Source organism: Microbacterium fluminis, assembly GCF_051549805.1.
Lineage (GTDB): Bacteria > Actinomycetota > Actinomycetes > Actinomycetales > Microbacteriaceae > Microbacterium.
The window spans coordinates 1,032,517-1,055,940 of the sequence record NZ_CP196042.1; the positions used below are offsets into that span (position 1 = coordinate 1,032,517).

At 66.2% G+C, this 23,424-nt stretch carries 24 protein-coding genes, 1 tRNA gene and 1 pseudogene; 17 read left to right on the forward strand and 9 right to left on the reverse strand.

The window, feature by feature from the left end:
• Position 1 precedes the first annotated feature (1 nt).
• From ACSJDX_RS04960 to ACSJDX_RS04975, 4 genes are all read left to right on the forward strand, one after another.
• Positions 2–445: a DUF6153 family protein gene (locus ACSJDX_RS04960; protein ID WP_438354463.1), complete on the forward strand. Its 444-nt coding sequence runs from the start codon at positions 2–4 to the stop codon at positions 443–445.
• A gap of 95 nt (positions 446–540) precedes the next feature.
• A complete protein-coding gene (locus ACSJDX_RS04965) occupies positions 541–1,134 on the forward strand; it encodes a DUF305 domain-containing protein (RefSeq protein WP_438354464.1) in 594 nt (197 codons plus the stop codon).
• A 69-nt stretch (positions 1,135–1,203) separates the two neighbouring features.
• A complete protein-coding gene (locus ACSJDX_RS04970) occupies positions 1,204–2,046 on the forward strand; it encodes a WD40/YVTN/BNR-like repeat-containing protein (RefSeq protein WP_438354465.1) in 843 nt (280 codons plus the stop codon).
• Positions 2,047–2,087: 41 nt separating this feature from the next.
• Entirely contained in the window at positions 2,088–3,128 is a 1,041-nt protein-coding gene (locus ACSJDX_RS04975) for an EamA family transporter (RefSeq protein WP_438354466.1), read from the forward strand.
• Here the strand turns inward: ACSJDX_RS04975 and chrA are convergent.
• The 4 genes from chrA to ACSJDX_RS04995 form a co-directional block, all read right to left on the reverse strand.
• Positions 3,117–4,349 (reverse strand): chromate efflux transporter, encoded by a 1,233-nt coding sequence (chrA, locus tag ACSJDX_RS04980; protein ID WP_116648733.1) that lies wholly within the window; start codon positions 4,347–4,349, stop codon positions 3,117–3,119. The two genes, ACSJDX_RS04975 and chrA, sit on opposite strands and share 12 nt — an antisense overlap.
• Positions 4,346–4,675 carry a PadR family transcriptional regulator gene (locus ACSJDX_RS04985; protein WP_205781296.1) on the reverse strand — a complete coding sequence of 110 codons (330 nt, stop codon included), beginning with the start codon at positions 4,673–4,675 and terminating at the stop codon, positions 4,346–4,348. The genes chrA and ACSJDX_RS04985 overlap by 4 nt, the downstream gene beginning before the upstream one ends.
• Positions 4,676–4,926: 251 nt before the next feature.
• Entirely contained in the window at positions 4,927–5,325 is a 399-nt protein-coding gene (locus tag ACSJDX_RS04990) for a low molecular weight phosphatase family protein (RefSeq protein ID WP_116648732.1), read from the reverse strand.
• An 18-nt stretch (positions 5,326–5,343) separates the two neighbouring features.
• Positions 5,344–6,018: a helix-turn-helix domain-containing protein gene (locus ACSJDX_RS04995; protein ID WP_438354467.1), complete on the reverse strand. Its 675-nt coding sequence runs from the start codon at positions 6,016–6,018 to the stop codon at positions 5,344–5,346.
• 49 nt (positions 6,019–6,067) lie between these two features.
• On the opposite strand from ACSJDX_RS04995, the gene ACSJDX_RS05000 reads away from it, so the two are divergent.
• Both ACSJDX_RS05000 and ACSJDX_RS05005 read left to right on the forward strand, forming a co-directional pair.
• Complete coding sequence (locus ACSJDX_RS05000) at positions 6,068–6,826, forward strand: aquaporin (RefSeq protein WP_438354468.1); 759 nt, start codon at positions 6,068–6,070, stop codon at positions 6,824–6,826.
• An 11-nt stretch (positions 6,827–6,837) separates the two neighbouring features.
• Complete coding sequence (locus ACSJDX_RS05005) at positions 6,838–8,223, forward strand: FAD-dependent oxidoreductase (protein WP_438354469.1); 1,386 nt, start codon at positions 6,838–6,840, stop codon at positions 8,221–8,223.
• Between the two features lie 68 nt (positions 8,224–8,291).
• Here ACSJDX_RS05005 and ACSJDX_RS05010 read toward each other — a convergent pair whose 3' ends face one another.
• Both ACSJDX_RS05010 and ACSJDX_RS05015 read right to left on the reverse strand, forming a co-directional pair.
• Positions 8,292–8,498, reverse strand: coding sequence for an ABC transporter ATP-binding protein (locus ACSJDX_RS05010; protein ID WP_116648728.1), 207 nt, complete (start codon positions 8,496–8,498; stop codon positions 8,292–8,294).
• 349 nt (positions 8,499–8,847) lie between these two features.
• Entirely contained in the window at positions 8,848–9,657 is an 810-nt protein-coding gene (locus tag ACSJDX_RS05015; RefSeq protein ID WP_116648727.1) for an RNA polymerase sigma factor, read from the reverse strand.
• Between the two features lie 152 nt (positions 9,658–9,809).
• Between ACSJDX_RS05015 and ACSJDX_RS05020 the strand changes: the two genes are divergently transcribed.
• The 5 genes from ACSJDX_RS05020 to ACSJDX_RS05040 all read left to right on the forward strand — a co-directional run bounded on the left by ACSJDX_RS05020 (position 9,810) and on the right by ACSJDX_RS05040 (position 13,630).
• The gene (locus ACSJDX_RS05020; RefSeq protein WP_165818033.1) at positions 9,810–9,983 is read left to right on the forward strand and encodes a hypothetical protein; all 174 of its coding nucleotides are present in this window, start codon (positions 9,810–9,812) and stop codon (positions 9,981–9,983) included.
• A 338-nt stretch (positions 9,984–10,321) separates the two neighbouring features.
• The gene (locus tag ACSJDX_RS05025; RefSeq protein ID WP_438354470.1) at positions 10,322–11,488 is read left to right on the forward strand and encodes a glutathione-independent formaldehyde dehydrogenase; all 1,167 of its coding nucleotides are present in this window, start codon (positions 10,322–10,324) and stop codon (positions 11,486–11,488) included.
• 1 nt (position 11,489) lies between these two features.
• Positions 11,490–12,059: a type 1 glutamine amidotransferase domain-containing protein gene (locus ACSJDX_RS05030; RefSeq protein ID WP_438354471.1), complete on the forward strand. Its 570-nt coding sequence runs from the start codon at positions 11,490–11,492 to the stop codon at positions 12,057–12,059.
• The gene (locus ACSJDX_RS05035) at positions 12,056–12,358 is read left to right on the forward strand and encodes a putative quinol monooxygenase (RefSeq protein WP_167255866.1); all 303 of its coding nucleotides are present in this window, start codon (positions 12,056–12,058) and stop codon (positions 12,356–12,358) included. Before ACSJDX_RS05030 ends, ACSJDX_RS05035 begins: the two co-directional genes overlap by 4 nt.
• Before the next feature lie 141 nt (positions 12,359–12,499).
• A complete protein-coding gene (locus ACSJDX_RS05040) occupies positions 12,500–13,630 on the forward strand; it encodes an NAD(P)/FAD-dependent oxidoreductase (RefSeq protein WP_438354472.1) in 1,131 nt (376 codons plus the stop codon).
• Between the two features lie 342 nt (positions 13,631–13,972).
• Here the strand turns inward: ACSJDX_RS05040 and ACSJDX_RS05045 are convergent, their stop codons facing one another.
• A complete protein-coding gene (locus ACSJDX_RS05045; protein WP_438354473.1) occupies positions 13,973–14,914 on the reverse strand; it encodes a GlxA family transcriptional regulator in 942 nt (313 codons plus the stop codon).
• A 107-nt stretch (positions 14,915–15,021) separates the two neighbouring features.
• Here ACSJDX_RS05045 and ACSJDX_RS05050 point away from each other — a divergent pair, with 107 nt between their 5' ends.
• The 3 genes and pseudogenes from ACSJDX_RS05050 to ACSJDX_RS05060 form a co-directional block, all read left to right on the forward strand.
• Positions 15,022–15,333 (forward strand): putative quinol monooxygenase, encoded by a 312-nt coding sequence (locus tag ACSJDX_RS05050; protein WP_438354474.1) that lies wholly within the window; start codon positions 15,022–15,024, stop codon positions 15,331–15,333.
• 154 nt (positions 15,334–15,487) lie between these two features.
• Positions 15,488–15,874, forward strand: a complete 387-nt coding sequence (locus ACSJDX_RS05055) for a GlcG/HbpS family heme-binding protein (protein ID WP_229117445.1) — start codon at positions 15,488–15,490, stop codon at positions 15,872–15,874.
• Between the two features lie 82 nt (positions 15,875–15,956).
• Positions 15,957–16,046, forward strand: a pseudogene (locus ACSJDX_RS05060) (antibiotic biosynthesis monooxygenase); the annotation flags it as partial.
• Positions 16,047–16,305: 259 nt separating this feature from the next.
• On the opposite strand, the gene ACSJDX_RS05065 reads toward ACSJDX_RS05060, so the two are convergent.
• Positions 16,306–16,390: transfer RNA gene (locus ACSJDX_RS05065), tRNA-Arg, on the reverse strand.
• A 195-nt stretch (positions 16,391–16,585) separates the two neighbouring features.
• On the opposite strand from ACSJDX_RS05065, the gene ACSJDX_RS05070 reads away from it, so the two are divergent.
• From ACSJDX_RS05070 to ACSJDX_RS05080, 3 genes are all read left to right on the forward strand, one after another.
• Entirely contained in the window at positions 16,586–19,240 is a 2,655-nt protein-coding gene (locus ACSJDX_RS05070; RefSeq protein WP_438354475.1) for an excinuclease ABC subunit A, read from the forward strand.
• 77 nt (positions 19,241–19,317) lie between these two features.
• Positions 19,318–20,555, forward strand: a protein-coding gene (locus ACSJDX_RS05075; protein WP_438354240.1) for an IS3 family transposase whose coding sequence is annotated in 2 segments (ribosomal slippage) — positions 19,318–19,597 and positions 19,597–20,555 — 1,239 coding nt in all. Because the reading frame shifts where the segments join, the coding sequence is not laid out codon by codon here.
• Between the two features lie 263 nt (positions 20,556–20,818).
• Positions 20,819–21,229, forward strand: coding sequence for a hypothetical protein (locus tag ACSJDX_RS05080; RefSeq protein WP_438354476.1), 411 nt, complete (start codon positions 20,819–20,821; stop codon positions 21,227–21,229).
• A 57-nt stretch (positions 21,230–21,286) separates the two neighbouring features.
• On the opposite strand, the gene ACSJDX_RS05085 is transcribed toward ACSJDX_RS05080, so the two are convergent.
• On the reverse strand, positions 21,287–23,350 hold the full coding sequence (locus ACSJDX_RS05085) for a S8 family peptidase (RefSeq protein ID WP_438354477.1): 2,064 nt from the start codon (positions 23,348–23,350) through the stop codon (positions 21,287–21,289).
• Between the last annotated feature and the right edge of the window lie 74 nt (positions 23,351–23,424).

Below are 23,424 nucleotides of genomic sequence, written 5' to 3' on the forward strand. Positions count from 1 at the left end.
CATGTCGCTGATTGCAGTCGCACACCAGGTGCGGGGCCCGCGCACGCTCACCCGCACCCTCCTGCTGCTGATCGCGGTCACCGTCGCCCTCATCGTCGGACTCCTGGCGATGCACTCCCTCAACACCCACGCCACCGCGACCGGGCACGGCGACACCGTCACCACGACCAGCGACACCTCCGCCGCCATGCATCACGACCGGACCGCCACCACCCCAGAGGCAGCCGGGGCGTGCGCGGACTGCGGCAGCGACGGGCACGCGATGGCATGGATGGCGTGCGTGCTCGCCCTCCTCGCAACCGCCCTGCTGCTGTTCCGCCCCACCGGCGGATGGCGCATCATCAGCCCCGCGACGGTGCGTACCGGCCCCACCGCGACATGGCCCGCCCTGGCGCATACTCAGCCACCCCCGTCGCTGACGGTTCTCTGCACCAGTCGCACGTGATGACCGACGTGCCAGGCCACTCGACGCCCGGCACTCTCATCCGTTCTGCCCGGCCCCCGGCCGGGCTCATTCGCTGACCCTTTGGAGAACCCCGGATGAAGATCCGTGCCGCGGCAACCGCCGCGATCACCCTCACCGCCCTACTCGCCCTCGCCGGCTGCGCCGGCACCACCGGTTCCGGCAGCATGCCCGGAATGGACCACGGCGGCAGCAGCAGTGCTGCACCCGCCGCGGATGCCAACGACGCCGACATCATGTTCGCGACCATGATGATCGAGCACCACACCCAGGCCGTCGACATGGCCGACACCCTGCTCAGCAAAGACGGCATCGACGAGCGCGTCATCGCGCTGGCCGAACAGATCAAAGCCGCCCAGCAACCCGAAATCGACCAGATGAAAGGCTGGCTTGAGGACTGGGGCGCGGACCCGATGTCCACGGGCGGAATGGACCACGGCAGCGGGATGATGTCCGATTCGGACATGCAAGCCCTCGACGACGCCACCGGTGTCGAGGCCGCCCGGTTGTTCTTGGAACAGATGATCACCCACCATCAGGGCGCCATCGACATGGCGCAGACCGAACTCGAGTACGGTAGCAACCCCGACGCCCTCGCGCTTGCCCAAACGATCATCGACACCCAGACCGCCGAGATCGCCACCATGCAGGACCTCCTGACCCAGCTCTAACGACACTCAGGGAGAGGGGCGCCGCGTCAGCGTGCGTGGCGCCCCTCTCCCTTCTCACGAAAGGGTCCCATGAGCATTCCCCGTCGCGCGATGACCGGCGTTGTCGCGCTCCTGATTCTGACCCTCACCGCGTGCGCCGCACCCGAGCCGCCGTCCACCGGAGCCGACCACGCCACCAATCCCACTGACCACGTTCACGCGATCGTGACTGACCCGGGCGGTGACGGGTTCCTCATCGGCACCCACCAAGGGATCTACACCGCAACCGGCGACGGCACGCTCGGCAGCCGGGTCGGCGCCGGCTTCGACGCCATGGGGCTCACCGTCGTCGGCACCGAGCTGATCGCCTCCGGGCACCCCGGCCCCAGCACCCCGACAGAGTGGGGGAGCCCGAATCTGGGCATCATCCGCAGCAGCGACAACGCGCAGACCTGGGACCCTGTGGCGTTCACCGGCGAGAAAGACTTTCACGCTCTCACCGCCGCACCGGACGGGTCGATCTACGCTCTGGCGACGGATTCGATCGACCTGCAGCGCAGCGTCGACGGGGGAACCAGTTGGGCTCCCACCGGCGCGTCCCTCATGGCCAGTGCCCTCACGGTCGATGCGACCGGGCGACTGGTCGCCACCACCCCTGACGGCCTCCGCACCAGCACCGATGACGGCGCGACGTTCAGCCCGTGGCCGGATGCTCCGCTGCTCTACGTTCTCGCCGCGTCACCTGATCAGCAGCGTCTCGTCGGCGTGGACACGAAAGAACGCATCTGGGTCACCACCGCCGGCGCCTCCGGGTGGGTCGAGGCCGGCACCGCCCACGGCGCCGCGCAGGCGGCCACGATCACCAACAGCGGGAACCTTTTCATCGCTGACGACAGTGGACTCACCTACCTTGAATCCCAGGAGGTCCGGTGATGTTGCGAGCACTACGAAGCATCGGGGTGCAGGCCGCGTTGGTGTCCGCGGTGCTCTTCGGTGCCGGCACACCACTGGCGAAGATCCTGCTTGACGATGACGTGAGCCCGTGGCTCCTTGCCGGGCTGCTGTACTGCGGGTCGGGGATCGGGCTCGGCCTGTACCGGCTGATCCGCCGCGCCCCACGCGTACGCATCGCCCGCAACGAACTGCTGCCCCTCGTGGGGGCAGTGTTCTTCGGCGGGATTGCCGGGCCGGTGCTGCTCATGCTCGGACTGTCGAACATGCCCGCGTCCGGGGCATCGCTGCTGTTGAACGCGGAAGGGGTGTTCACCGCCGCGCTGGCGTGGTTCGTGTTCAAGGAGAACTTCGACCGGCGGATTGCCGTGGGCATGATCGCCATCGTCGCCGGCGCCGTCGTGCTCAGCATCCCCTCCGGTGCCAATTTCGGTAGCCCCTGGCCGTCACTGGCGATCCTCGGCGCATGTCTGAGCTGGGGGCTGGACAACAACCTCACCCGCAAAATCGCTCTCAACGATGCCACCTGGCTCGCCGCGGTCAAGGGCGGGGTGGCCGGCCCGGTGAACCTCCTCCTCGCGTTCGCGCTCGGCGCGCAACTGCCGGGCGCGGTCAACATCGCCGCGGCGATGGTCGTCGGGCTCTTCGCCTACGGCGTCAGCCTCGTGCTGTTCATCATCGCGATGCGACACGTCGGCACCGCCCGGGCCGGCGCGTACTACTCCATCGCCCCGTTCTTCGGCGCCCTGCTCGCAATCGTGCTCGGCGACCCGATCAGCTGGCCCGTCCTTGTCGCCGGAGCCCTCATGGCTGTGGGGGTGTGGCTTCACCTGACCGAGCGGCACGAACACCTACACACGCACGAACCGATCACGCACGAGCACGCGCATATCCACAATGAGCACCATCAGCACACCCACGAGCCCGGACAGCTGGCCGGCGCTGGCGGACGGCACACCCACGTCCACACACACGAACCGATCACCCACACCCACGAGCACTACCCCGACAGCCACCACCGCCACGTCCACAGGCCGCCCGGAAAGAGCGAGTCAACCGGGTAGGAGAGCAAGAACGATTCCGCCGGCACCGCCGACGATGACCACACCCCACGCGGGTACGCGCCAGGCGACCAGCAGCACGAAGCAGACCAGCGCGAGTCCGAACGATGCCGGCCCTGTGATCGCTGTGGTGAAGACCGGGTCGTAGAGGGCCGCGGCGAGGATGCCGACAACGGCGGCGTTCGCGCCGCGCATGATCGCCTGTGCCCAGGGGCGGGTGCGGAAGGCGTTCCAGAAAGGGAGCACGCCGACGAGAATCAGGAAACCGGGGAGGAAGATACCGGCGAGGGCCACGGCCGCGCCGGCTATGCCACCGGGCCCGGTGGTCGAGAGAGTGCCGAGGTAGGCGGCGAAGGTGAACAGGGGGCCGGGGACGGCTTGGGTGGCGCCGTAGCCGGCGAGGAACTGGTCGGAGGTGACCCAGCCGCTGTCGACGACACCGGCCTGGAGCAGGGGAAGGACCACGTGACCGCCGCCGAAGACGAGGGCGCCGGCCCGGTAGAAGGCGTCGAAGAGCTGCACGGTGCCGTTGTGGGTGGTGCTGGCCAGGATCGGCAGGCCGACGAGCAGCAGCACGAACAGCGTCAGGCAGATCACGCCGGCAATGCGGGTGACCGGGAACCGGATCATGGCACTGGAGGGGTTCGCGGCCGCGCGGCAGAAGATCAGGCCCGCGATCGCGCCGACAACGAGGGCACCGATCTGGCCGACAGACCCGGCGAGCAGGAGCGCGATGACGGCGGCCACCACGGCGATACCGGCGCGCTGCCGGTCGGGGGTGAGGGTCCGGGCCATTCCCCAGACGGCTTGGGCGACGATCGCGACGGCAACGATCTTCAACCCCGTGAGCAGGCCGCCCCCGATCGGGCCGTGGAACAAAGACGCACCGAACGCGAAGGCGACCAGCAGAATCGCGGAGGGCAGGGTGAAAGCCAGGAACGCGGCGATCGCGCCGGCCGGCCCGGCCCGATAGAGGCCGATGCCGAATCCGACCTGGCTTGACGCGGGGCCGGGCAGGAACTGCCCCAGAGCGACAAGGTCGCCGTAGTCGTTGTCATTGAGCCATTTCCTGCGCTGCACCAGCTCGTCGCGGAAGTAGCCGAGGTGGGCGATCGGGCCGCCGAATGAGGCAACTCCGAGCTTCAAGAAGACCCAGAAAACCTCCCAGACGGTGCCCTGTCGCGGCTGGGTCGGGGCTTCGGTCACGGCGGGGGAGTCGGTCATGCGTCGGAGTCCTTCGGTGCGAAGATCCGGACACGTTCTCGCGCTACGGCAAGACCGGCCCGGCCTTTCTCGGTGGCGGTGTAAAGCTTGCGGACGGTGCGGCCGTCGCGTTCGGATCGGACGGTGAGGTACCCGTCTTTGACCATCTTGTGAAGCATCGGGTACAGGGTCCCGGCCGAGAGCCGGTAGCCGTGGTGCGCCAGCTCGTCGATCAACCAGACCCCGTAGACCTCTTCCTGAGAGGCGTGATACAGGATGTGCATCCGAACGAATCCGGAGAGAAGGTCGCGGTACTCCAGCTCGTCGGACGCGATCGAATCGGTCATAACCTCAGTATCAATGTTTCGATATCGAAATACGTTAACGAAAGTCGAACGCTGTGCAAAGCGGCGATGGATTGGTCAGTGGGGGAGTCTGAACGCGCCGCCCTCAATGAGGATGACCAGGCCGATGACGATCAGCACGACCGGAGAAATGATGTGCCGCACCGGCCCTGCAGATCGGGCGTACGTCCGCCTCAGTCTGACCAACGGCAACTCGACGGTGAGGCACGCAGGCCCGCCCTCCCGTTCGACTGTTACCAGGTGAGAAGCGCGGCCTGAATCTTGGTCGACACGGCTTCGCGTAGCGGGCGAACCGCCTCGACATCCCACGACTCCGGGTTAGGGAACGACCACTCCAAGACTTCGCCGCGCGGCGTCGTCGGCAGCGTTAGGCCAGGCTTCATCAGCACCACGACGTCGGCGGCCTCCAAGTCGCTGGGGGTGACTTCCCGCGGCGCGCGATCGGTGATGTCCATGCCCAGCTCCGCGACCGTCGCGGCGACGGCGGGGTTCACCTCCTCGGCGGGCGAGAGGCCGGCAGAATCCGCGGTGAACCGGTCGCCCGCGAGGTGTTCGAGCAGGGCTGCGCCGAGCTGGGAGCGGCCAGCGTTGTGCTGGCAGATGAACAGGACGGTGGGGGCAAGGGTGCTCATGATGGTCTTTCTGTCGCGTCAGTGGGCGGCGAGTCGGGGGGCGAGTTCGGTGATGCGGCGTTCCAGCTCGTCGTAGGCGGCATCGAACGCCTCCTCGGAGCCGACGCGCACCGGGTCGGGGATCGACCAGTGCAGGTTCCCCGTCACCCCGAGTTCCTCGTGGGCGTTATCGCAGACCGTGATGACGAAATCCTCATCGTTGATCACGTCATCCAGCTTCCGCGGCGCATCGGCCGCCAACTTAAGTGCGTGACGTTCGGCGGCGGCGACCGCGCCCGGAGCGACACGCTCGGCGGGGTGAGTGCCGCCCGAAGCTGCCGGGATGCTGCTGCGCGTCGCCCACAGCGCGGCGGCGAGCTGCGACCTGGCCGAATTGGCCGTGCACACGAACACCACCCGGCTTGCCCGCTCTGTTCGCCCCGGCGTAAGTCCTGCAAGCGCCGTCTCTGTGAGGTGCACGTAGCTGCGGCGCTTATCAGCCTCCGACCGCGAGCGAGCAACCATGCCCACTGATTCGAGGACGTTCAGGTGATGCGTCACGAGGTTCGACGGCAACCCCAGCGCCACGTAGATCTCAGACGGGGACAGATCGCCCAGCGTGAGCAGATCGACGATCCGCAGACGTGACGGGTCACCGAGCGCCGCGTGCCGTGCCGCACGCGCCTCCACCGGGTCTATTCGCTCAACGGTCATTGTTTCAATCTTGACTGAACTACCTACCGCGGGTCAAGATGAAGCCGACATGAAACCTTCCCCCGCCTCCTCACCCCCCGACCGGCCCCACCTTGCACGGCGGGCTGCCGCGGAGTTCGTCGGCACGGGACTCCTCGTCACCGTCGTGGTCGGCTCGGGGATCGCGGCGCAGCGCCTGTCGCCGGGCGACGTCGGGTTGCAGCTTCTCGAGAACAGCCTGACCACCGCCCTCGGTCTGACCGTGCTGATCCTGATGCTCGGCCCCGTGTCCGGGGTGCACTTCAATCCCGTCGTGTCGATCGCGGACTGGCTGCTCAGCCGTCGCGCCGGCACCGGTCTCCCACTGCGCGACCTCAGCCCGTACCTGGCCGCGCAAATCCTCGGCGGCACCGCCGGAACGCTCCTGGCCGGCGTCATGTTCGACACCGCACACGCGTTCTCCGATAATCAGCGCGCGACCAGCGGGCATCTGGTCGGGGAGGTCGTGGCCACCGCGGGGCTCGTGCTGCTGATCTTCGCGCTCGCGCGCACCGGAAACGGGCGGGTCACCGCGGCCGCGGTCGGCGCGTACATCGGCGCGGCGTACTGGTTCACCAGCTCCACATCGTTCGCCAACCCCGCCGTGACCATCGCCCGCATGTTCACCGACACCTTCGCCGGCATCGCCCCCGTCGCCGTCCTACCGTTCATCCTCGCCCAGCTCGTCGGCGCCACCCTCGGGCTCGCACTGCTGCTGATCTTCTACCCGACCGCCGCCCGCACCGCGGGAGACGTCGTGGTCCCCACGCAACCCGAACACCAGCCCTGAAAGGCACCCCCATGCATCTCGTGGCCATCGGCGGAAGCGACGCCGGAATCTCCACCGCCCTCCGCGCCCGCGAACTCGACCCCACCGTCGACGTCACTGTCGTCGTGGCCGACTCCTATCCGAACTTCTCCATCTGCGGCATCCCGTATTACTTCTCCCGCGACGTGCAGCCTTGGCAATCCCTCGCCCACCGCACGCACGCCGACCTCGAAGCCACCGGCATGAACCTCCGCCTCGACACCCTCGCCACGAGCATCGACGTCGGCGGCCGCCGCCTCACCGTGCGTGACGCGGCCGGCACCGAATCGGAAATCCCGTATGACGCGCTGATGGTCGGCACCGGAGCATCCCCCTCCACCGCCGGCATCACCGGCCTCGATCAACTCGGCCCCGACGACGGCGTGCACCTGCTGCACTCGATGGGCGACACCTTCGCGCTGGAGCGCTACCTCGACGAGCATCAGCCTGAAACCGCGATCATCGTCGGCGCCGGCTACGTCGGCCTCGAAATGGCCGAAGCCCTCACCGTCCGGGGCCTGCACGTCACCCAACTCCAACGCGGCCCCGAAGTGCTCTCCACCCTCGACCCCGAACTCGGCTCCCTCGTCCGCGACGAACTCACCCGCCACGGCGTCGACGTGCTCACCGGAACGCGAATTGAAGCTGTCACCCGCGACGCGGGACGGCTCACCGTGACCGGCATCCGCGACGGTGACGCTTTCTCCCGTAGCGCCGACCTCGTGCTCGTCGTCGTCGGCGTGCGCCCCAACACCAGCCTCCTCACCGCGGCCGGGGCAACCACGGGGGCCGGCGGTGCGGTCGTCGTCGACGAGCACATGCGCACCGGCCTGCCGAACGTCTGGGCGGCAGGCGACGGCGTGGTCACCCACCACCGCCTCCTCGGCGTCACCTATCTGCCCCTCGGCACCACCTCACACAAGCAGGGCCGCGTCGCCGGAGAGAACGCCATCGGCGGCAACGCCCGATTCGCCGGCAGCCTCGGCGCCCAGGTCGTCAAGGTCTTCGACGTCGTAGCCGCCCGCACCGGCCTCCGCGATCACGAAGCCGCCGCCGCGGACTACGCCCCGCACAGCTACACCGCCATTGCGGACGACCACAAGCGCTACTACCCCGGAGCCACCCCCATCAGCATCCGCATCACGGGAGACGCCCGCGACGGCCGCCTCCTGGGTGCGCAGCTCGTCGGCACCCGCGGCGCCGAAATCTCCAAGCGCGTCGACACCTACGCCACCGCCCTCCACCACGGGATGACCGTCGCCGGGATGAGCGACCTCGACCTCTCCTACACGCCTCCGCTCGGCTCCCCCTGGGATGCCGTGCAGATGGCTACCCAGGCATGGGAGCGCGACGCGCGCTCGTTGACGGCCGCGATCTAGCCGCTACGACCCTTTCGCCGTACACGACGAGGGCCTGCACGTATGCACGTGCAGGCCCTCCGGTCCGATCAGACGCGCTGGCTGATCGTGCCGCTCGGGTTGCGGTTGGCGGTCGATTCGGTCACGAACCGGCCCGTCGATGCGGAGCGGTGCACGGTCGTCGAGTTGCCCGTGCCGGAGCCGACACGTTCGGTGGTGGTCTTTCCGGGCCAGCGGGCCGCGGCGGCCTTGGAGACGAAACGACCGGTGGATGCGGAGCGACGAACGGTTCCCATGGGAACTCCTTCACTGATTGGTGCCGGGTGCCGTGAGACGGAGCGCCGCTAGTCTGCGGCTGCCAACTCCGGTACAGTCAGTGCTCTGGATGAGGCCTGACTTTCTCAGGGCTTGTGAGCCGTCCCGTTACCGCGGGGCGGCTCTTTTCAGTTGTGATCCCGACATTTCGGTATATGTCCGCCGGTGGTCACTTCCCCTCGCGGCCCCTCAGCTTTTTTGGCTGAGCGTTGCCCGTCATGGATCGTGAGACGAGCGATTGAGCTTTGCTGGCGGGCACGGTTCGGCGTGCTGCCTTCGCGCTCTGGGTGCCGAAGGACGAGCGCTCGATCTTGCCCCGAAATTCACTGCTCATGCGGACTCCCGGTTCTCTCGTACTTGCTGACGTGCTCGCGCGATCGCTGACTCCACCGCTTTCGCGGTCATGCCGAGCTTCTCGCCGATCTCGGCGTGCGTGAACCCGTGCGTCACGCTTAGGTAGAACGCAGAGCGGACACGCTCATCCTTGATACTCCCGAATGCACGACGCAGCTCGTCCTTGATGTGCGCTGCCTCGCTCGCATCAGGAGCCGCCGGCGTCGACGGACTCTCCTCGAAGTCGTCGGCCCAGGCCGCGGCGGGCGGCGGGGCCTGCGGCTCCGCGTAAGAACGCAGCTCTTCTCGACGCCAACGCTTGTAGACGTTGCTGAACTGCAACAGGCACTGGCCCACAAAGAACGTGCGCAAGGACGCCCCCTTGGAGGGATCCCACTTGCCCGGAACGAGCACCTTGTCTCGGAACCCACTGAGTGCCAGGACAACCGTTTCATCCGCCAGGCTCTCGGCGTCTTCGATCATCGACCCGTGGCGAGGCTCCGGCTCCAGCGCGCCGAAACCTTTCCGCTTCACCTCGCCACGGATCTGGCCCTTGTAGATCCACGCGCGGATGACAGCCCACCCGTACTTCGCGATCTCGTTAGCGAACAGCTCGTAGTTGCGGCCACGGTATCCGCTGGCTTGAAGTGCGGCTGCGAGGTCGCGGTCTCCCGCGAGCCGGTCGAATCGTTCCTCAGCGCGATCGCGGTCCGCGTCGGCCAGCCAGGCCTGATCCGTTGCCCACGCGCTGAGAGTAGGAACGCCATCGGAAGACGAATGCTCTTCGGGCTCGTCGTTACCGATCATGGCGTTCCCTCGCGATCCTGGTCAGCTCATAGTCACCACCATCCCTCATATGTCCGACATCGCGGGCTTCCCCTCGCCGCTCTCGAGAAAAGTTGGGAACCCCACGGCCACGGTGCCGTGGCCGAAAACGATCGTCCACGGCGGAGCGCCTCGTGATCGCCGAAAAAGTCGGCGCATCGTTCCGCTACCCACGACGCACTATCCATGGGACGAGCGGCCGTATGAGTACCCCGATCATCGCCATCGTCTGCGCCCTCGGAGTCATTGTTCCACTGGCGCTCGGCTTCCTGCCCAGCCAGCGCAAGCGGCGCGCAACTCGCCGCTGATTCGCACAGCCGCGTTGGTTGGCACAGGGCAGCGCTGACGACCGCGGTCGTGACGCTTACCCCTTTGCGGTACCGGCTCATCATCAGAACCGCTGTCAACGTCACGATGATAACGAGCACAGAGACGAATGGCGCGACCACCGCAAGCGTGTGCAGAGCGTATGCCCTGGGATCGAGCAGCGGAACCGGGGATTATCCCGGCTCGATCGCTACACATCAACTCAAGGCGAGCCCCTTGTCACGTGGTTCCTGGGGGGGGTTTGCTGTCTAGTGATGGGGCAGGCGTCGGAGAGGCCTTGCCAGAAAGACATCGAGCAACACATCGGATCGGAGTGGACATGAAGGCAGTGGTGTATGAGGGGCCCCGTCAGGTCAGCACGAAGGAGGTCCCGGACGCGAAGATCGAGCGCCCCACCGATGTCCTGGTCAGGGTGACGACGACGAACATCTGCGGCTCGGACCTCCATATGTACGAGGGGCGGACTTCCTTCGAAGTAGGCCGGACGTTCGGTCACGAGAACATGGGGGAGGTCATCGAGGTCGGTAGTGGCGTGGAGAAGGTCAGGGTCGGAGACCGGGTTGTGCTCCCGTTCAACATCTCGTGCGGATTCTGTAAGAACTGCGAACGCGGCCTGACCAACTACTGTCTCACCACCCAGCCCGAACCATCATTCGCCGGAGCGGCCTATGGGTTCGCCGACATGGGCCCCTATGGCGGTGGCCAAGCGGAGCTTCTCCGCGTGCCGTTCGGTGACCACAACGCGCTGCGCCTGGGCGAGGATGCGGAGGAGAAGGAGAACGACTACGTCATGCTCTCTGACATCTTCCCCACCGGCTACCACGCCACCGAGATGGCCGGCGTGATCCCCGGCGACAGCGTTGTGATCGCTGGGGCGGGTCCGGTCGGATTGATGGCCGCCCTGTCCGCGATGATCAAGGGCGCAGCAAAGGTGATGGTGGTCGATCGCCACCCTGACCGGCTCGCGCTGGCCGAGCAGATCGGTGCGATTGCCATCGACGACTCCAAGGTCGACCCCGTGCAGGCTGTGCTGGACGAGACGATGGGGCTCGGAGCTGACCGTGGTTGCGAATGCGTGGGCTACCAGGCCCACGATCCGCAGGGCAACGAGGACACCGCCGCCACCTTGAACATGCTCATCAACTCGGTGCGTTTCACCGGAGGAATCGGCACCGTCGGCGTGTTCGTTCCCCAGGACCCGGGGGCGGAGGGCGAATTGGCCAAGCAGGGCAAAGCGGCCATCGACTTCGGAACGCATTGGTTCAAGGGGCAGACCATGGGGAGCGGTCAGGCCCCGGTCAAGCGGTACAACCGCCGGCTACGGGACTTGATCGCGGCCGGCAAGGCGACCCCTTCGTGGATCGTCTCCCACGAAATCTCGCTGGACCAAGCCGCCGATGCCTACAAGAACTTCGACGCCCGGTCCAAGGGTTGGACCAAGGTCCTCATCAAGCCCGGCATGTCGACCGAGAAGAAGGCGAGCTGATATGGCCGAGACGCTGCAGGGCAAGAGAGTCGCCATCCTCGCCGCGGACGGGGTCGAGCGGGTCGAGCTCGAGAAGCCCCGCGAGGCGCTGGAGCAGGCTGGTGCTCAGACCGAGGTTCTGTCGATCCATGACGGTGAGATTCAGGCCCGTGAGAACGATCTGGATGCAGCAGGCACCTTCACCGTCGACGGGTTGGTCGCGGACGCGTCCGTGGCCCACTATGACGCCCTGCTTCTCCCCGGCGGTACGGTGAACCCCGACCAACTCCGGGTTGATCCCGACGCGGTCTCCTTCGTCCGCGAGTTCGTCGAAACTGGCAAGCCCGTTGCCGCGATCTGTCACGGGCCGTGGACGCTGATCGAGGCCGGCGTGGTCGAAGGTCGCACCTTGACGTCCTTCCCGAGCATCCGCACAGACCTGCGCAACGCCGGCGCTGACGTCGTCGACCAGGACGTCGTGGTGGACGGGAACCTGATCACCAGCCGCTCGCCCGACGACCTGCCTGCGTTCTCCGAAGCGATAGTGTCCCAACTCGCGGGCACCACGACAAAGAAAGAGGAGAAGTCATGAGTGTGACCAAGGGATTGCTGGTCAGGTTCGAGGCGTTGCCCGGGAAGGAGGACGACGTGAAGGAGTTCCTTGACAGCGGCCGTGCGCTTGTTGAGGACGAGCAGGCGACCACCGCGTGGTTCGCGATCCGTCTCGGCCCGTCCTCATTCGGGATCTTCGACGTGTTCCCCGATGACGCCGGCCGCGACGCGCACCTGTCCGGCGCAGTTGCGACCGCTCTCGGCGAGCAGACCGGCAAACTGTTCAGCGAGCCGACGATCGAGAAGCTCGACGTCCTGGGCTCCAAACTCCCCGCCTGACACCACAGAACGGGAGTACTGGCCCAGAAAGGAGGGGTCGCTGCGCGCGGTGACTTCGGGCTTACACAGCCCGCTGGCGTCGTGGCAGCGGCCCCTTCTCTTGCGGCCTATCGCTAATCAGCAACAGATCGGGGAACCGCGATGACAGCAACTGACGACGGCGTTGCCACGACGCGTTCACCCGAGGTAGCAGTGATCGGGGGCGGGATCGTCGGTCTGTCGACGGCGTACGCGCTGCGGGAGCAGGGCGTGCCGGTGCGCTTGTACGAGGCTGGTGTGCCCGGGACGGGTCAGTCCGCAGGCGAGGCGCGGATCTTCCGGCATGCCCACGACGACCCGCGCCTCGTCGCTTTCGCGCGCGAAAGCCGCGGCGTATGGGATGAGTGGGCCGAACACTTCGACGTCGAGCTGGTCTCATCAGACGGTGTCCTGGCGATCGGAGACAGCGCCCAGGCGCGGCTGCGGGTGCTCGACCAGGTCGGCGGCGTGGAAGCGCACGAGATCGATGCGGCCGAGGTCGCCCAGCGGATGCCGCTGCTCGCTGGGTACTCGGGGCCAGCGGTGCTCGATGAGTCGGGCGGCGCGATCCGTACCCGAGCCGCGATCACGGCACTCACGGGTGCCCTCGCAGATGCGGTCACCACCGGTGAGGTCATCTCCATCGATCCCCGCGCCGACGGGACGGTCGAGGTGCGCAGCGTCACCGACCGGGCTGTCTACTCCAAGGTGGTCGTGTGCGCCGGCCGCGAAACCGCCCGCCTGGCACGCAGCGTCGGCCTGTCGCTGCCGGTTCGCCTTGCCGCACACGTCAGGCTGACCTTCGACGTGAAAGCCGCCGCCCCGGCACGAGTCGCGTGCCTGCAGGACAGCAGCGGCGTCTTCGGCGAAGTCGGCGTCTACGCGACGCCGCTACCGGGCAACAGCAGCTATTCGGTCGGACTCAGCGACACCGTCGGCGTCCGCGACGACGGAACTTTCATCGACCCGGCGGCGATTCGATCGCTGGACGAACGCGCACGCGAATACGTGACACGGGCGCTGCCCGGTCTCCACCCAGAGCCGCGCGATTTCCTTCACTGCTGGGTGACCGACCTCCCGTGGAGTGAGGACGGCGTGGCCGTGTGGGAGGCAGGCTCTGTCTTTTTTGTGGCCGGTCACAATTTGTTCAAGCAGGCACCTGCGCTGGGTCGCGCTCTTGCCCGGGCTGCGACCGGCGGCGGTCTCCGCGCCGAGCTCACGCCCGAAGCGCGCCTCGGCGAGGCCCAGAGCTAGGGCGTGTCTCCCAATCGCGGGGGGGGTGACCCGCGATTCTGGCCGGCAAACTGTTCAGCGTGTCCGACGCTACCCCGCCGGCCGGCTTCGGCCGCCCTGACCTGACCGCCTTCGCGGCTTATCCCAATCGACTCTGATCGGGTCTGCTGATCCTCTCGACGAGAACCAGCGACATCACAGCCACCCAACCCCGACCGTCCGGGAAGCCGGGACACGTCACATGGCCTGTGCTGCGGGCGTGTCGAGTGGGTCGTCCAGGGGCGACGCAGGAGCGTCGACGCGACGTGCTGAGAGGTGGTTCCAGTCGAGCACTGGCACACCGGCTACAGGCATGGCGATAGGTCAGGAACGGCGTCGCTCCCTGCGCAGGAGGGAGCGCAGAGTCTCGGCGTTCGCGTAGCCGACCCGTAGCGCGATCTCGGCGGAGGTGAGGTCCGTGGTTGCTGAGAGGTGCCGAGCTCGTTCGATGCGAAGCCGTTGGACGAAGCCGAGCGGAGTGAGGTTGAGCGCCGCACGGACTCGTCGTTCGAGGGTGCGCCGGCTGGTGCCGAGCGACTGCGCGACGAAGGCGACGTTGAACGGTTCGTCCAGGCGGGCGCGCACGAAGCGTTCGAACTCGATGACGATCGGGTCCTCGTGCCGGAGATGTTCGTAGGCGACGAAGGCCGCCTGCGACGGGCGCTCGTCGATCATCAGGAGCTTGGCGACATGTTGGGCCAGGTCGGGGCTGATCGATCGCACGAGCGAGAGCGCGAGGTCGATGTGGGCGAAGGCGGCGCCGGCGGTGACGAGGTTCCCGTCGACCACGACCATGGTGTCGAGATCGAGGGCGACGGTCGGATAGCGCTTCAGGAACTCCGGCCCCAGGAACCAGCTGGTGGTCGCCCGCCGATGATGCATCCGTCCGGTCTCGGCGACGGCGAACACGCCGGTGCACGCCGCGGCGATCCGGGTGGTCGCCTCGTCGAGGCGCCCGAGCGAGGCGATGACCGAACGAGCATCTCGGCTCTGGAGGGCGTCGTTGGTAGCGGCGGCCGTAAGGGTTCCAAGCGCAGGGACGACGACCACGTCGAACTCTCCGGACTCCGACAGCGGGTGGTCCACCGACAGGGTCATCGATGCCGTCGTGGTCACTCGCCGTTTCGGTCCGAGGATGGCGAGTTCGATCGGGTCGATCCGCGGGTCGACATCGCCGCGGGCACCGTCGGCCACCCGCACGATGTCGATGATCGACGCGATAGCCGAACCGAAGCAGCCGTCGATCGCGATCAGTCCGATACGCATGACGTAAACAATAGCAATACTGCCGTATACGCCACTCCCCACCGGCCCTCGCTCGTCATACGCTGAACTCGTCCCACGAAGAACCCCGATTTCAAGGAGAGTCCCTCATGTCCACACCCGCATCACTTCCGTATGCCTTCGTCGCCAAGATCGTCGCGGCCGATGGACAGCACGACGCGCTCGCCGATCTGCTCGCCGGCGCTGTCGCACTCGCCAACGAAGAAGTAGGAACGATTGTCTGGTTCGCGGTCAGGACCCACGCCGACACCTTCTGGATCTTCGATGCATTCCCCGACGAGGCCGCTCGCGACGCCCACGCCAACGGGGCCATCGTCGCAGCCCTGACGGACAATCAGCACCTCCTCAGCGCAGCACCCGAGATCATGGCGGCCGACGTCCTCGCGTCCAAGCTCCCGTAGTCCGCCAACGCACGTCCGCAACGCGAACACAACACGAGCGCTGTCGGGCACAAACTCAACAGGCAAACCAACGGGCGGCTCTGGAGCGGCTCGAGCCACAAAGCGCACGCCACATTCGAAGGAGCAATTGATGCCATCTATTCCTACATTGTCGTTGGACGACGCCAAACGTGTCATCGCGGCAGCAGAAGCTGAATCCAGCACGCAGGGTCAGCCCAGTAACATCGCCGTCGTCGATGCCGGCGGCAATCTCGTCGCTCACGTACGGATGGACGGAGCGTGGCTGGGCAGCATCGACATCTCGATCAACAAAGCTTTCACGGCCCGAGCGTTCGACACAGCCACCAAAGACCTCGGCGACCTCGCCCAACCCGGTGAGCAGTTCTACGGCATCAACGCCTCCAACGACGGTCGGGTGATGATCTTCGCCGGTGGCATCCCGCTCGAGCGCGACGGCCAGGTCGTCGGCGCCGTCGGCGTCAGCGGAGGAACCGGCGTCCAAGACCAGGCCGTCGCCGAAGCCGCCGCCAGCGCCTTCTGAGACCGACCCGCACCGAACCCGGCCCCCGGCCGGCACGGGGCTGGATGCGTGCGTCGTCGACGTAGACGGTCACGGCTCGGACCTGGTCGCAGCCCTGATGGCCAACCAGCACCTCCTCAGCGCAGCACCCGAGATCCTGGCGGCCGACGTCCTCGCGTCCAAGCTCCCGTAGTCCGCCAACGCACGAGACGATCGCGCCCCGCCGAGCCGTCGCCAGGTCGCGACGCAACGCCATGCTGCGTTGCCGAGCGGTGCGAGGCCTATCGGCACACGGACAGGATGCCGGCCGCGAGCGCTCAGCCGGCGAGGGGTCCGTCGCAGAGGAGAGCGACGTCGGTGTCGGGCAGAGTCGTGAGGCCAGCGCATCGCGCGACCACCAGAACCGAACAGCCCCTGACCTGCGTTTCCGCAGGTCAGAGGCTGTTCGCCGGAGCCGCCTGTCGGAATTGAACCGACGACCTAATCACGTCGGCTTTGCGTCTATCGCTTGATGCGCCCACTGGGCGAACGAGCGGCTGACCTGCGCAAACGCCGAGCGTGGGGGACGCCGCCATCCGGTGGTAACCGACGACGACCGACCAGTACCGACCGTTTCACCGGAGCTTGCGGCGGCGTCGAAGCCGAGCAAGCTCCATTCCTTTAGCTCACCGCGCCCTCCTCCTCGCCGGTCCCATCGTCGTCGAAGACGTTTCAGGTCAGTACGATCCGGTCATGACTTCGTCTGATTCTTCACCCGCCGCCGACGCGCAGGTTCGGGTCTCGGGTGCTCGGGAGCACAACCTGCGGAATGTGGACCTCTCCGTGCCGCGGGACTCGTTAGTGGTGTTCACGGGTGTGTCGGGTTCCGGGAAGTCATCGTTGGCGTTTGGGACGCTGTACGCGGAGTCGCAGCGACGGTATTTGGAGTCGGTGGCGCCGTACGCTCGCCGTCTAATCGACCAGGCGGGCGTTCCCGATGTTGACTCCATCACCGGGATGCCGCCGGCCGTGGCGTTGCAGCAGCAGCGTGGAGGACGCAGTGCCCGGTCTACGGTGGGAAGCATCACCACGGTGTCCAGTCTCGTGCGGATGCTGTACTCCCGCGCCGGGGAATATCCGGATGGGCAGCCGATGCTCTACGCGGAGGATTTTTCTGCGAACACGGTGCAGGGGGCCTGCCCGGAGTGTCACGGCATTGGTCGTGTCTACGCGGTGCCCGAGGAGCGGATGGTGCCGGATCCGTCGCTCACGATCCGGGAGCGCGCGATCGCGTCCTGGCCGACGGCATGGCACGGACACCAGCTCCGCGACGTGTTGGTGGCCCTCGGCTATGACGTTGACGTGCCATGGAAAGATCTGCCACGAAAAGACCGGGACTGGATCCTTTACACGGATGAGACTCCGTTCGTTCCGGTCCACTCCCGGTTGACGCTTGCTGAGGCTCGCGCCGCGACCAAGGCCGGGGTCGAACCGAGCTATTCGGGCACCTTCGTCGGAGCCCGCCGGTATGTGTTGGACACATTCGCGAACTCGAAGAGCGCGTCGATGAAGCGCCGCGTCGCGCAGTACCTCGACGCTGCCCTATGCCCGGTTTGTCACGGGAAGCGGCTGAAGCCTGAAGCGCTCTCGGTCACGTTCGAGGGCCTGGACATCGCGGAGTTCTCGCAGTTGCCGCTTCGAGAGCTTGCTGACATGCTCTCCGACGTTGTTGCGGGAGCGCAACAGGCCGAGACCGTTCCGAATGGTGCTGTGCTTCATGCCAATTCCCGTCGCGCAGCCACGGAGCAGCGCATCGCCGCCGGAGGGTCCGCGCACGCCGCCGCACCCGATGTGCGCCGCACCGCAAACCGTTCGCCGGAGAAGCGCGCCGCTGCGTCCCGGCTCGCTTCCGGGCTGATCGAGCGACTCCGCCCACTGACCGATCTTGGCCTCGGGTATCTGTCGTTAAGTCGAACCACCCCGACCCTGTCGGGTGGCGAGTTGCAACGAATCAGGCTCGCGACACAGCTCAGCTCCGACCTGTTCGGCGTCGTCTATGTCCTCGATGAACCATCCGCAGGCCTTCACCCACAAGACGTGACAGCGCTCTTGAAGATCCTCGACGGGCTCAAGAGAAGCGGAAACAGCCTGTTCGTCGTCGAACACTCCGTCGATGTCATGCGGCACGCGGACTGGCTCGTGGACATCGGCCCCGGCGCGGGCGAGCATGGCGGCCGCGTTCTCTACAGCGGCCCTACCGATGGGCTTGCCGACGTCAAGGACTCAGTGACACGCGGCTACCTATTCGGTGGCAGTGGACTGCCCCCGCACACCCCTCGCGACCCGCGCGGGTGGCTCCACTTGAAAGACGTGACTCGTAACAACCTGCGCGGCGTCTCCATCGACATTCCCATGGGTGTTTTCACCGCGGTTACCGGAGTCTCGGGTTCCGGCAAGTCGAGCTTGGTCAGCCAGACCCTCCCGGCTCTCGTCGGTGACCGCCTCGGTCACAGCATTCCGGCGGAGGACGAACCGACCGGCGACGAGCTGCTCCTTGCCGATACCCCAGAGCGGCTCGACGGTGTCCTCGACGGCTCTCTCGAGGGGGTCCGGCGGGTTGTCAACATCGATCAACGACCCATCGGCCGAACCCCCCGATCGAACGTTGCAACATATACGGGCTTGTTCGACCACGTCCGTAGACGCTTCGCTGAGACCCCCGAGGCTCGCTCGCGTGGGTACAAGCCCGGCCGTTTCTCCTTCAATGTCTCCGGCGGCCGCTGCCCCACCTGTGAGGGCGAAGGGTCCGTGATGGTCGAGCTACTCTTCCTCCCATCCGTGTACACCGAATGCCCCGACTGTCACGGGACCCGGTACAAAGCCTCGACCCTCGAGATCACTTGGCGGGAGCGCACCATCGCTGACGTGCTCGCGATGAGCGTTGAGGAAGCCCACCCGTTCTTTGACGGTGAAGACGACATCACCCGCTCACTAGCTGCACTGTCAGACGTGGGCCTCGGATACTTGCGACTCGGACAACCGGCAACCGAGCTCTCTGGAGGTGAGGCACAACGCGTGAAGCTCGCAAGCGAGCTACAGCGCGCACAACGAGGAGACACCTTGTATGTTCTCGACGAACCAACTTCGGGCCTGCACTGCGCTGACGCTGACCGGCTCGTGACGCATCTGCAAACCCTCGTCGACGCAGGAAACACCGTCGTCGCGGTGGAACTTGACATGCGGGTGGTGGCAGCAGCCGACTACGTCATCGACCTCGGACCCGGCGCGGGCGATGATGGCGGCGCAGTCGTCGCCGCTGGAACTCCTGCACAAGTTGCCGAGAACGGCATAGGCGCGTCCGCGGAATACCTTGCCGCGGCGATCAAACTGATCGTTGCGGCTACCTGAGCAGAAGAGCCGACGCTTGACAACGGGACTGAATCGGCCTGACTTTCGTTCCGTTCTTCAAGCAAGGATGGAACTCGATGAACAGGAAGTATTCGCCGGAGATGTGTGAGCGCGCGCTGCGGATGCTCGCGGAGACGCGGCCGTCGCACCCGAACATGATGAGCGCGGTCCGTCACGTCGCGGGGTTGCTGGGCATGAGCCCGGAGACGCTGCGGCTCTGGCAGCGCCGCTACGAGGTCGACGCCGGCGGCAAGCCTGGGGTCACGACCGAGGCCGCGCAGCGGATCAAGCAGCTCGAGAAGGAGAACGCCGAGCTGCGGAAGGCGAATGAGATCCTCAAGGCTGCGAGCGTGTTTTTCGCGAAGGAGCTCGACCGCCCCTGACCGAGATGATCCGGTTCATCAATGAGCACCGGGATCGTTTCGGGGTCGAGCTCATCTGCCGTGTCCTGCGACCGGCAGTGCAGGGCTTCCTCACCTCCCGCGGCTACCGCGCCGCCATCGGCCGTGCGCCGTCCGCGCGGCAGTTGAAGGATGAGCTGCTGGTCCCGGAGGTCGCGAGGCTGCACGCCGAGAACTACGGCGTCTACGGCCGCCGGAAGATGCATGCGCTGATGCGCCGGCAAGGCTGGGACATCGGCCGCGACCAGACCGAACGCCTCATGCGGCTCGCTGGGGTCCGCGGCGTCCGGAAGTCGAAGCGGGTATTCACCACGCGCTCCGACAAGACCGTGGCGCTGCCGAGCGACCTGGTCAACCGTCGCTTCACCGCGCCGGCGCCGCGACGGCTCTGGGTGTGTGACGTGACGTATGTCGCCACCTGGTCCGGTTTCGCGTACGTCGCGTTCGTCACCGACGTCTACTCGAGGCGGATCGTCGGCTGGAACGTCGCATCCACGCTGCGCGCCGAGATCCTGCCGATGCAGGCGCTCGACATGGCCGCCTGGGGCGTCGGCGGACGGCTCGACGGGCTCATCCATCACGCTGACCATGGGTCGAACTACACCGCGATGGTCTACACGGAGCGGATCGTCGAGCTCGGCGCGGTCCCCTCCACGGGGACCGTCGGCGACTCGTTTGATAACGCGATGGCAGAGGCGGTCAACAACCTCTACAAGACCGAGCTGATCCGTCAGCGCGGACCGTGGCGGACCGTCGAGCAGGTCGAACTCGCGACGCTCGAGTGGGTGTGGTGGTGGAACAACCAGCGCCTCCACGGCGAGCTCGACATGCGCACCCCGATCGAGGTCGAGAACGCATACTACGCTGACCTGGAATCAGCCCAACCGGCACCTGCCGGACAAGGCTCCCGATAGGAACGAAAGTCAGGCCGATTCAGACAGCAAGACGACGACGCCCTTCCGGCGTCAAAGGCGCGTTAGCGTGAGACACGAAGACCTCCGTGGTCAGGATGCGAGTGTGGTAACCCACATCCTGCCCGGAGGTCTTCGCCTACCTCACCCGTTCACAACCTCCCGGGGAAGTACACCTAGAGGTGTCGCCGATAGTCCTCCTGGCGGATTTCGCTGCGCCCGACGCCCCGTTGTCAGTTCCAGGCCTTGGCCCAAACTTCGCACGCATGACGGCGATCGAGTTCGATGCATGGATACGCAACCGGAACGAAGACCTTCGCGACGTCCAGCTCGGGCTTCCTGCGCAGGTGTATCACCTGCTAAACGCCCGGGCGGTTGTTCGATTGCGCTGGGTCCGCCAGCTCCGTCTCGAACGAGTGGACAAGGCCGTCAAGATGAAGAAGCGTCACGACGCGCCGGCCGAGTTCGAAGCCCTCGTGCGGTCAGTGCACGAAATCGAGAGTCAGTTGCGCGATGCCCTCCGCGCCGGACGTGGGATGGGAATGGATTACGACCCCGAACTCGATCCGGAGCCCGACTACGGCGCTCCCGCTCCCGACGAGCCCCGAAGTGCCACCAAAATCCCAGCATCGGAAGTACGAAGCCGTCGCCTGAGGTATAGAGAAGCCGGCCGCTGAAATCACTGGGCAGCCGAGGGCAAAGGGTCGCGGAGCGACCCGCGGCAGCCTGCGACGCTAGCTCGCTGGCAGTTCCAGCTCGATCTGCGGCTGGATAGGCACGAGCAGGTCGGGGTAGGTGGCAAGGATCTCCTGGTGGAGATTGATCATCTTGGGCGCTTCGATCGTGATGACGAGCGCATACTTCAGCGGCGCTGTCTCCCTGCTCTGGTCTCCCTGGTCACGTGCGTTGTAATGCACATCGAACACCGGATCGCCGAGCGTTGACGCGTTCATCCGATCAGTGGCTTGGAGAACAGTCTCCCACTTGCCCTCGTCATTCCTGAGCGAGGCTTCGTCGGCGGCAGCGGAGAAGAACGACCGCGACTTCGGAGTCTTCGCACCCTTTGCGAACTTCGTGACGTCGGGACGGAACACCACCTCGAGGCCAGCCCGCGTGTAGACATCGGGCGACTGAGTATCGATTGGGCTGGCGAAGCAGAAGGTTGCTGACACCCGCACCATGCCGCGAAATCCGCCCAGAGGAACCGGCAGCTGCGCGCGCAGATACTTACCGGGGCGGAGTTCGCCTTGATATACGATCCGGGCGACACCATCGCCCGCAGAGATGATCCCGTCCACGTCGAGCGGAAGGTTGCCCCACCCCACCTCAGCTCGCGGGAGGCCGGCATCATCGGCCGAATGTAGGAGCAGCGCGCGGATTGCGAGCGTGGACAACTGCGAACCGAGCATTGCACGCACCTCGGTCGCGCGTCGTAGCGCAAGTGGGGCGGCAAGACTGGTTCCCGCACCCGGCACCAGAACGGGCGAAGCTCCTGCATCGAGATAGTAGAACGGTTCGGCGTCGACGCCCCCGAAAGCCAGCGCGTCAGGCTTCACCCGGCCTGGGCCACGGCCGGGACCGATCGCTGAGTAAGGCGCCCGACTCCAGGCGCCCGTCTCGCTCGACGCACTCCCGATGGCCAATGCGTTCACGGCATCGCTGGGCACCTGAATGCGAGCGTTGCCCGATGCGGCGTCCATCTCACCGTTGTTTCCAACGGCAACTGTGAGGAGAGTCTCTCCGTCGCTGAGTAGATCATCGATCAACGATGTCCAGGCGTGCACGTCCTGATCCTCGACGGGCAGAGCGGGCCCGAGACTCAGGTTGATGAAGTCGTAGTTGCGAGACAGAAGCACCTCCTCTACGTGCGCGAGGGTGCGATAGAGCTCGAAGGGGTCTTGGTTGTGGCTATCGGCATCCAAGACTCGAATGACTGAAATCTTGGCGGGCGGAAGCGGAGGCTGAATCCCCGCCCGCATCGGGCCGAACAGGAACGCTGAGGCCACTGCTAGCCCGTGCGCTTCGTACGCCGCCGAGTTCGCAACGCCCTCGTTCATCTCTCGGTACGTCTCGATCCACGGCGCCAACGAATGATCCTTCGGCAGCCCGCCATCGAGAATCGCGACGCGCGCCGTCGGGTCGACGACCTCCGGGCGTGGGAGTCGTGCTCGGGTGGGGATCTGAACGCTGCGCGCTATCGGAGCGAGCGCGAGCGCCGGCATCGGCCGCGCCACTCGAACGGTGCTGTACCGAGCGAGCTCTCGGATCTGACTCTCCGAACCAACTGCCGGCACGAACCACAGCCCACGCACTTCGAGCGACAGGCCTTGCTCTACCTCAACGCCGAATTGTTCCGCCAGGCGCAAGAACTCGGACCGGTTGTGAGGAGCGAGACGCGCGGAGGGCAGGTGCAGAACAAGTTCATATGCGTTTCGCGGGTGCGTGCCAGGTCGGACCTTTTCAGAGACACGCAAGGAAGAGATCTCCTCGATCTCACGGATCTCTTCAAACGCTGGAGGCAGTGCCGACTCGGCGGCCAGCAGCTCGCTCAGTCGCTCGAAGCTCGACTTTTTCCCTGCAACGAACAACTCGGAGGTCGTGAACTCGCGCTCTTCCCAGTCCTTCGTGACATGCGCCTCCGGCCGGATCGGGCGGTCGCGGCTGCCGACTGCTTCCAGCTCCGCCTGCCTAAGCAGTTGCGCCGGGTAATACGACTTCGCGATGTATGCGGGGTGAAGAGCGAAGCGCATCACGTACACGCTGTCAGGAGCTAGCGCGTCGCTCTCGATCTCGGCCACCGCGCTGGCGAGCTGCGGAGCGAGACGAGCCTTCGCCTCCTCGACGGTATACGGGTGAGCCTTCGTCGGTTTTA

Bases quoted from the DNA above. Each gene is read 5' to 3' on its own strand.
- chrA (WP_116648733.1), bottom strand. From the start codon at position 4,349: ATGACCGACTCCCCCGCCGTGACCGAAGCCCCGACCCAGCCGCGACAG.
- ACSJDX_RS05050 (WP_438354474.1), top strand. From the start codon at position 15,022: ATGTCCACACCCGCATCACTTCCGTATGCCTTCGTCGCCAAGATCGTC.
- ACSJDX_RS04970 (WP_438354465.1), top strand. From the start codon at position 1,204: ATGAGCATTCCCCGTCGCGCGATGACCGGCGTTGTCGCGCTCCTGATT.
- ACSJDX_RS05045 (WP_438354473.1), bottom strand. From the start codon at position 14,914: ATGCGTATCGGACTGATCGCGATCGACGGCTGCTTCGGTTCGGCTATC.
- ACSJDX_RS04995 (WP_438354467.1), bottom strand. From the start codon at position 6,018: ATGACCGTTGAGCGAATAGACCCGGTGGAGGCGCGTGCGGCACGGCAC.
- ACSJDX_RS04960 (WP_438354463.1), top strand. From the start codon at position 2: ATGTCGCTGATTGCAGTCGCACACCAGGTGCGGGGCCCGCGCACGCTC.
- ACSJDX_RS04965 (WP_438354464.1), top strand. From the start codon at position 541: ATGAAGATCCGTGCCGCGGCAACCGCCGCGATCACCCTCACCGCCCTA.
- ACSJDX_RS05080 (WP_438354476.1), top strand. From the start codon at position 20,819: ATGACGGCGATCGAGTTCGATGCATGGATACGCAACCGGAACGAAGAC.
- ACSJDX_RS05000 (WP_438354468.1), top strand. From the start codon at position 6,068: ATGAAACCTTCCCCCGCCTCCTCACCCCCCGACCGGCCCCACCTTGCA.
- ACSJDX_RS04990 (WP_116648732.1), bottom strand. From the start codon at position 5,325: ATGAGCACCCTTGCCCCCACCGTCCTGTTCATCTGCCAGCACAACGCT.
- ACSJDX_RS05015 (WP_116648727.1), bottom strand. From the start codon at position 9,657: ATGATCGGTAACGACGAGCCCGAAGAGCATTCGTCTTCCGATGGCGTT.
- ACSJDX_RS05030 (WP_438354471.1), top strand. From the start codon at position 11,490: ATGGCCGAGACGCTGCAGGGCAAGAGAGTCGCCATCCTCGCCGCGGAC.
- ACSJDX_RS05025 (WP_438354470.1), top strand. From the start codon at position 10,322: ATGAAGGCAGTGGTGTATGAGGGGCCCCGTCAGGTCAGCACGAAGGAG.
- ACSJDX_RS05040 (WP_438354472.1), top strand. From the start codon at position 12,500: ATGACAGCAACTGACGACGGCGTTGCCACGACGCGTTCACCCGAGGTA.
- ACSJDX_RS05070 (WP_438354475.1), top strand. From the start codon at position 16,586: ATGACTTCGTCTGATTCTTCACCCGCCGCCGACGCGCAGGTTCGGGTC.
- ACSJDX_RS04985 (WP_205781296.1), bottom strand. From the start codon at position 4,675: ATGACCGATTCGATCGCGTCCGACGAGCTGGAGTACCGCGACCTTCTC.
- ACSJDX_RS05035 (WP_167255866.1), top strand. From the start codon at position 12,056: ATGAGTGTGACCAAGGGATTGCTGGTCAGGTTCGAGGCGTTGCCCGGG.
- ACSJDX_RS05005 (WP_438354469.1), top strand. From the start codon at position 6,838: ATGCATCTCGTGGCCATCGGCGGAAGCGACGCCGGAATCTCCACCGCC.
- ACSJDX_RS05010 (WP_116648728.1), bottom strand. From the start codon at position 8,498: ATGGGAACCGTTCGTCGCTCCGCATCCACCGGTCGTTTCGTCTCCAAG.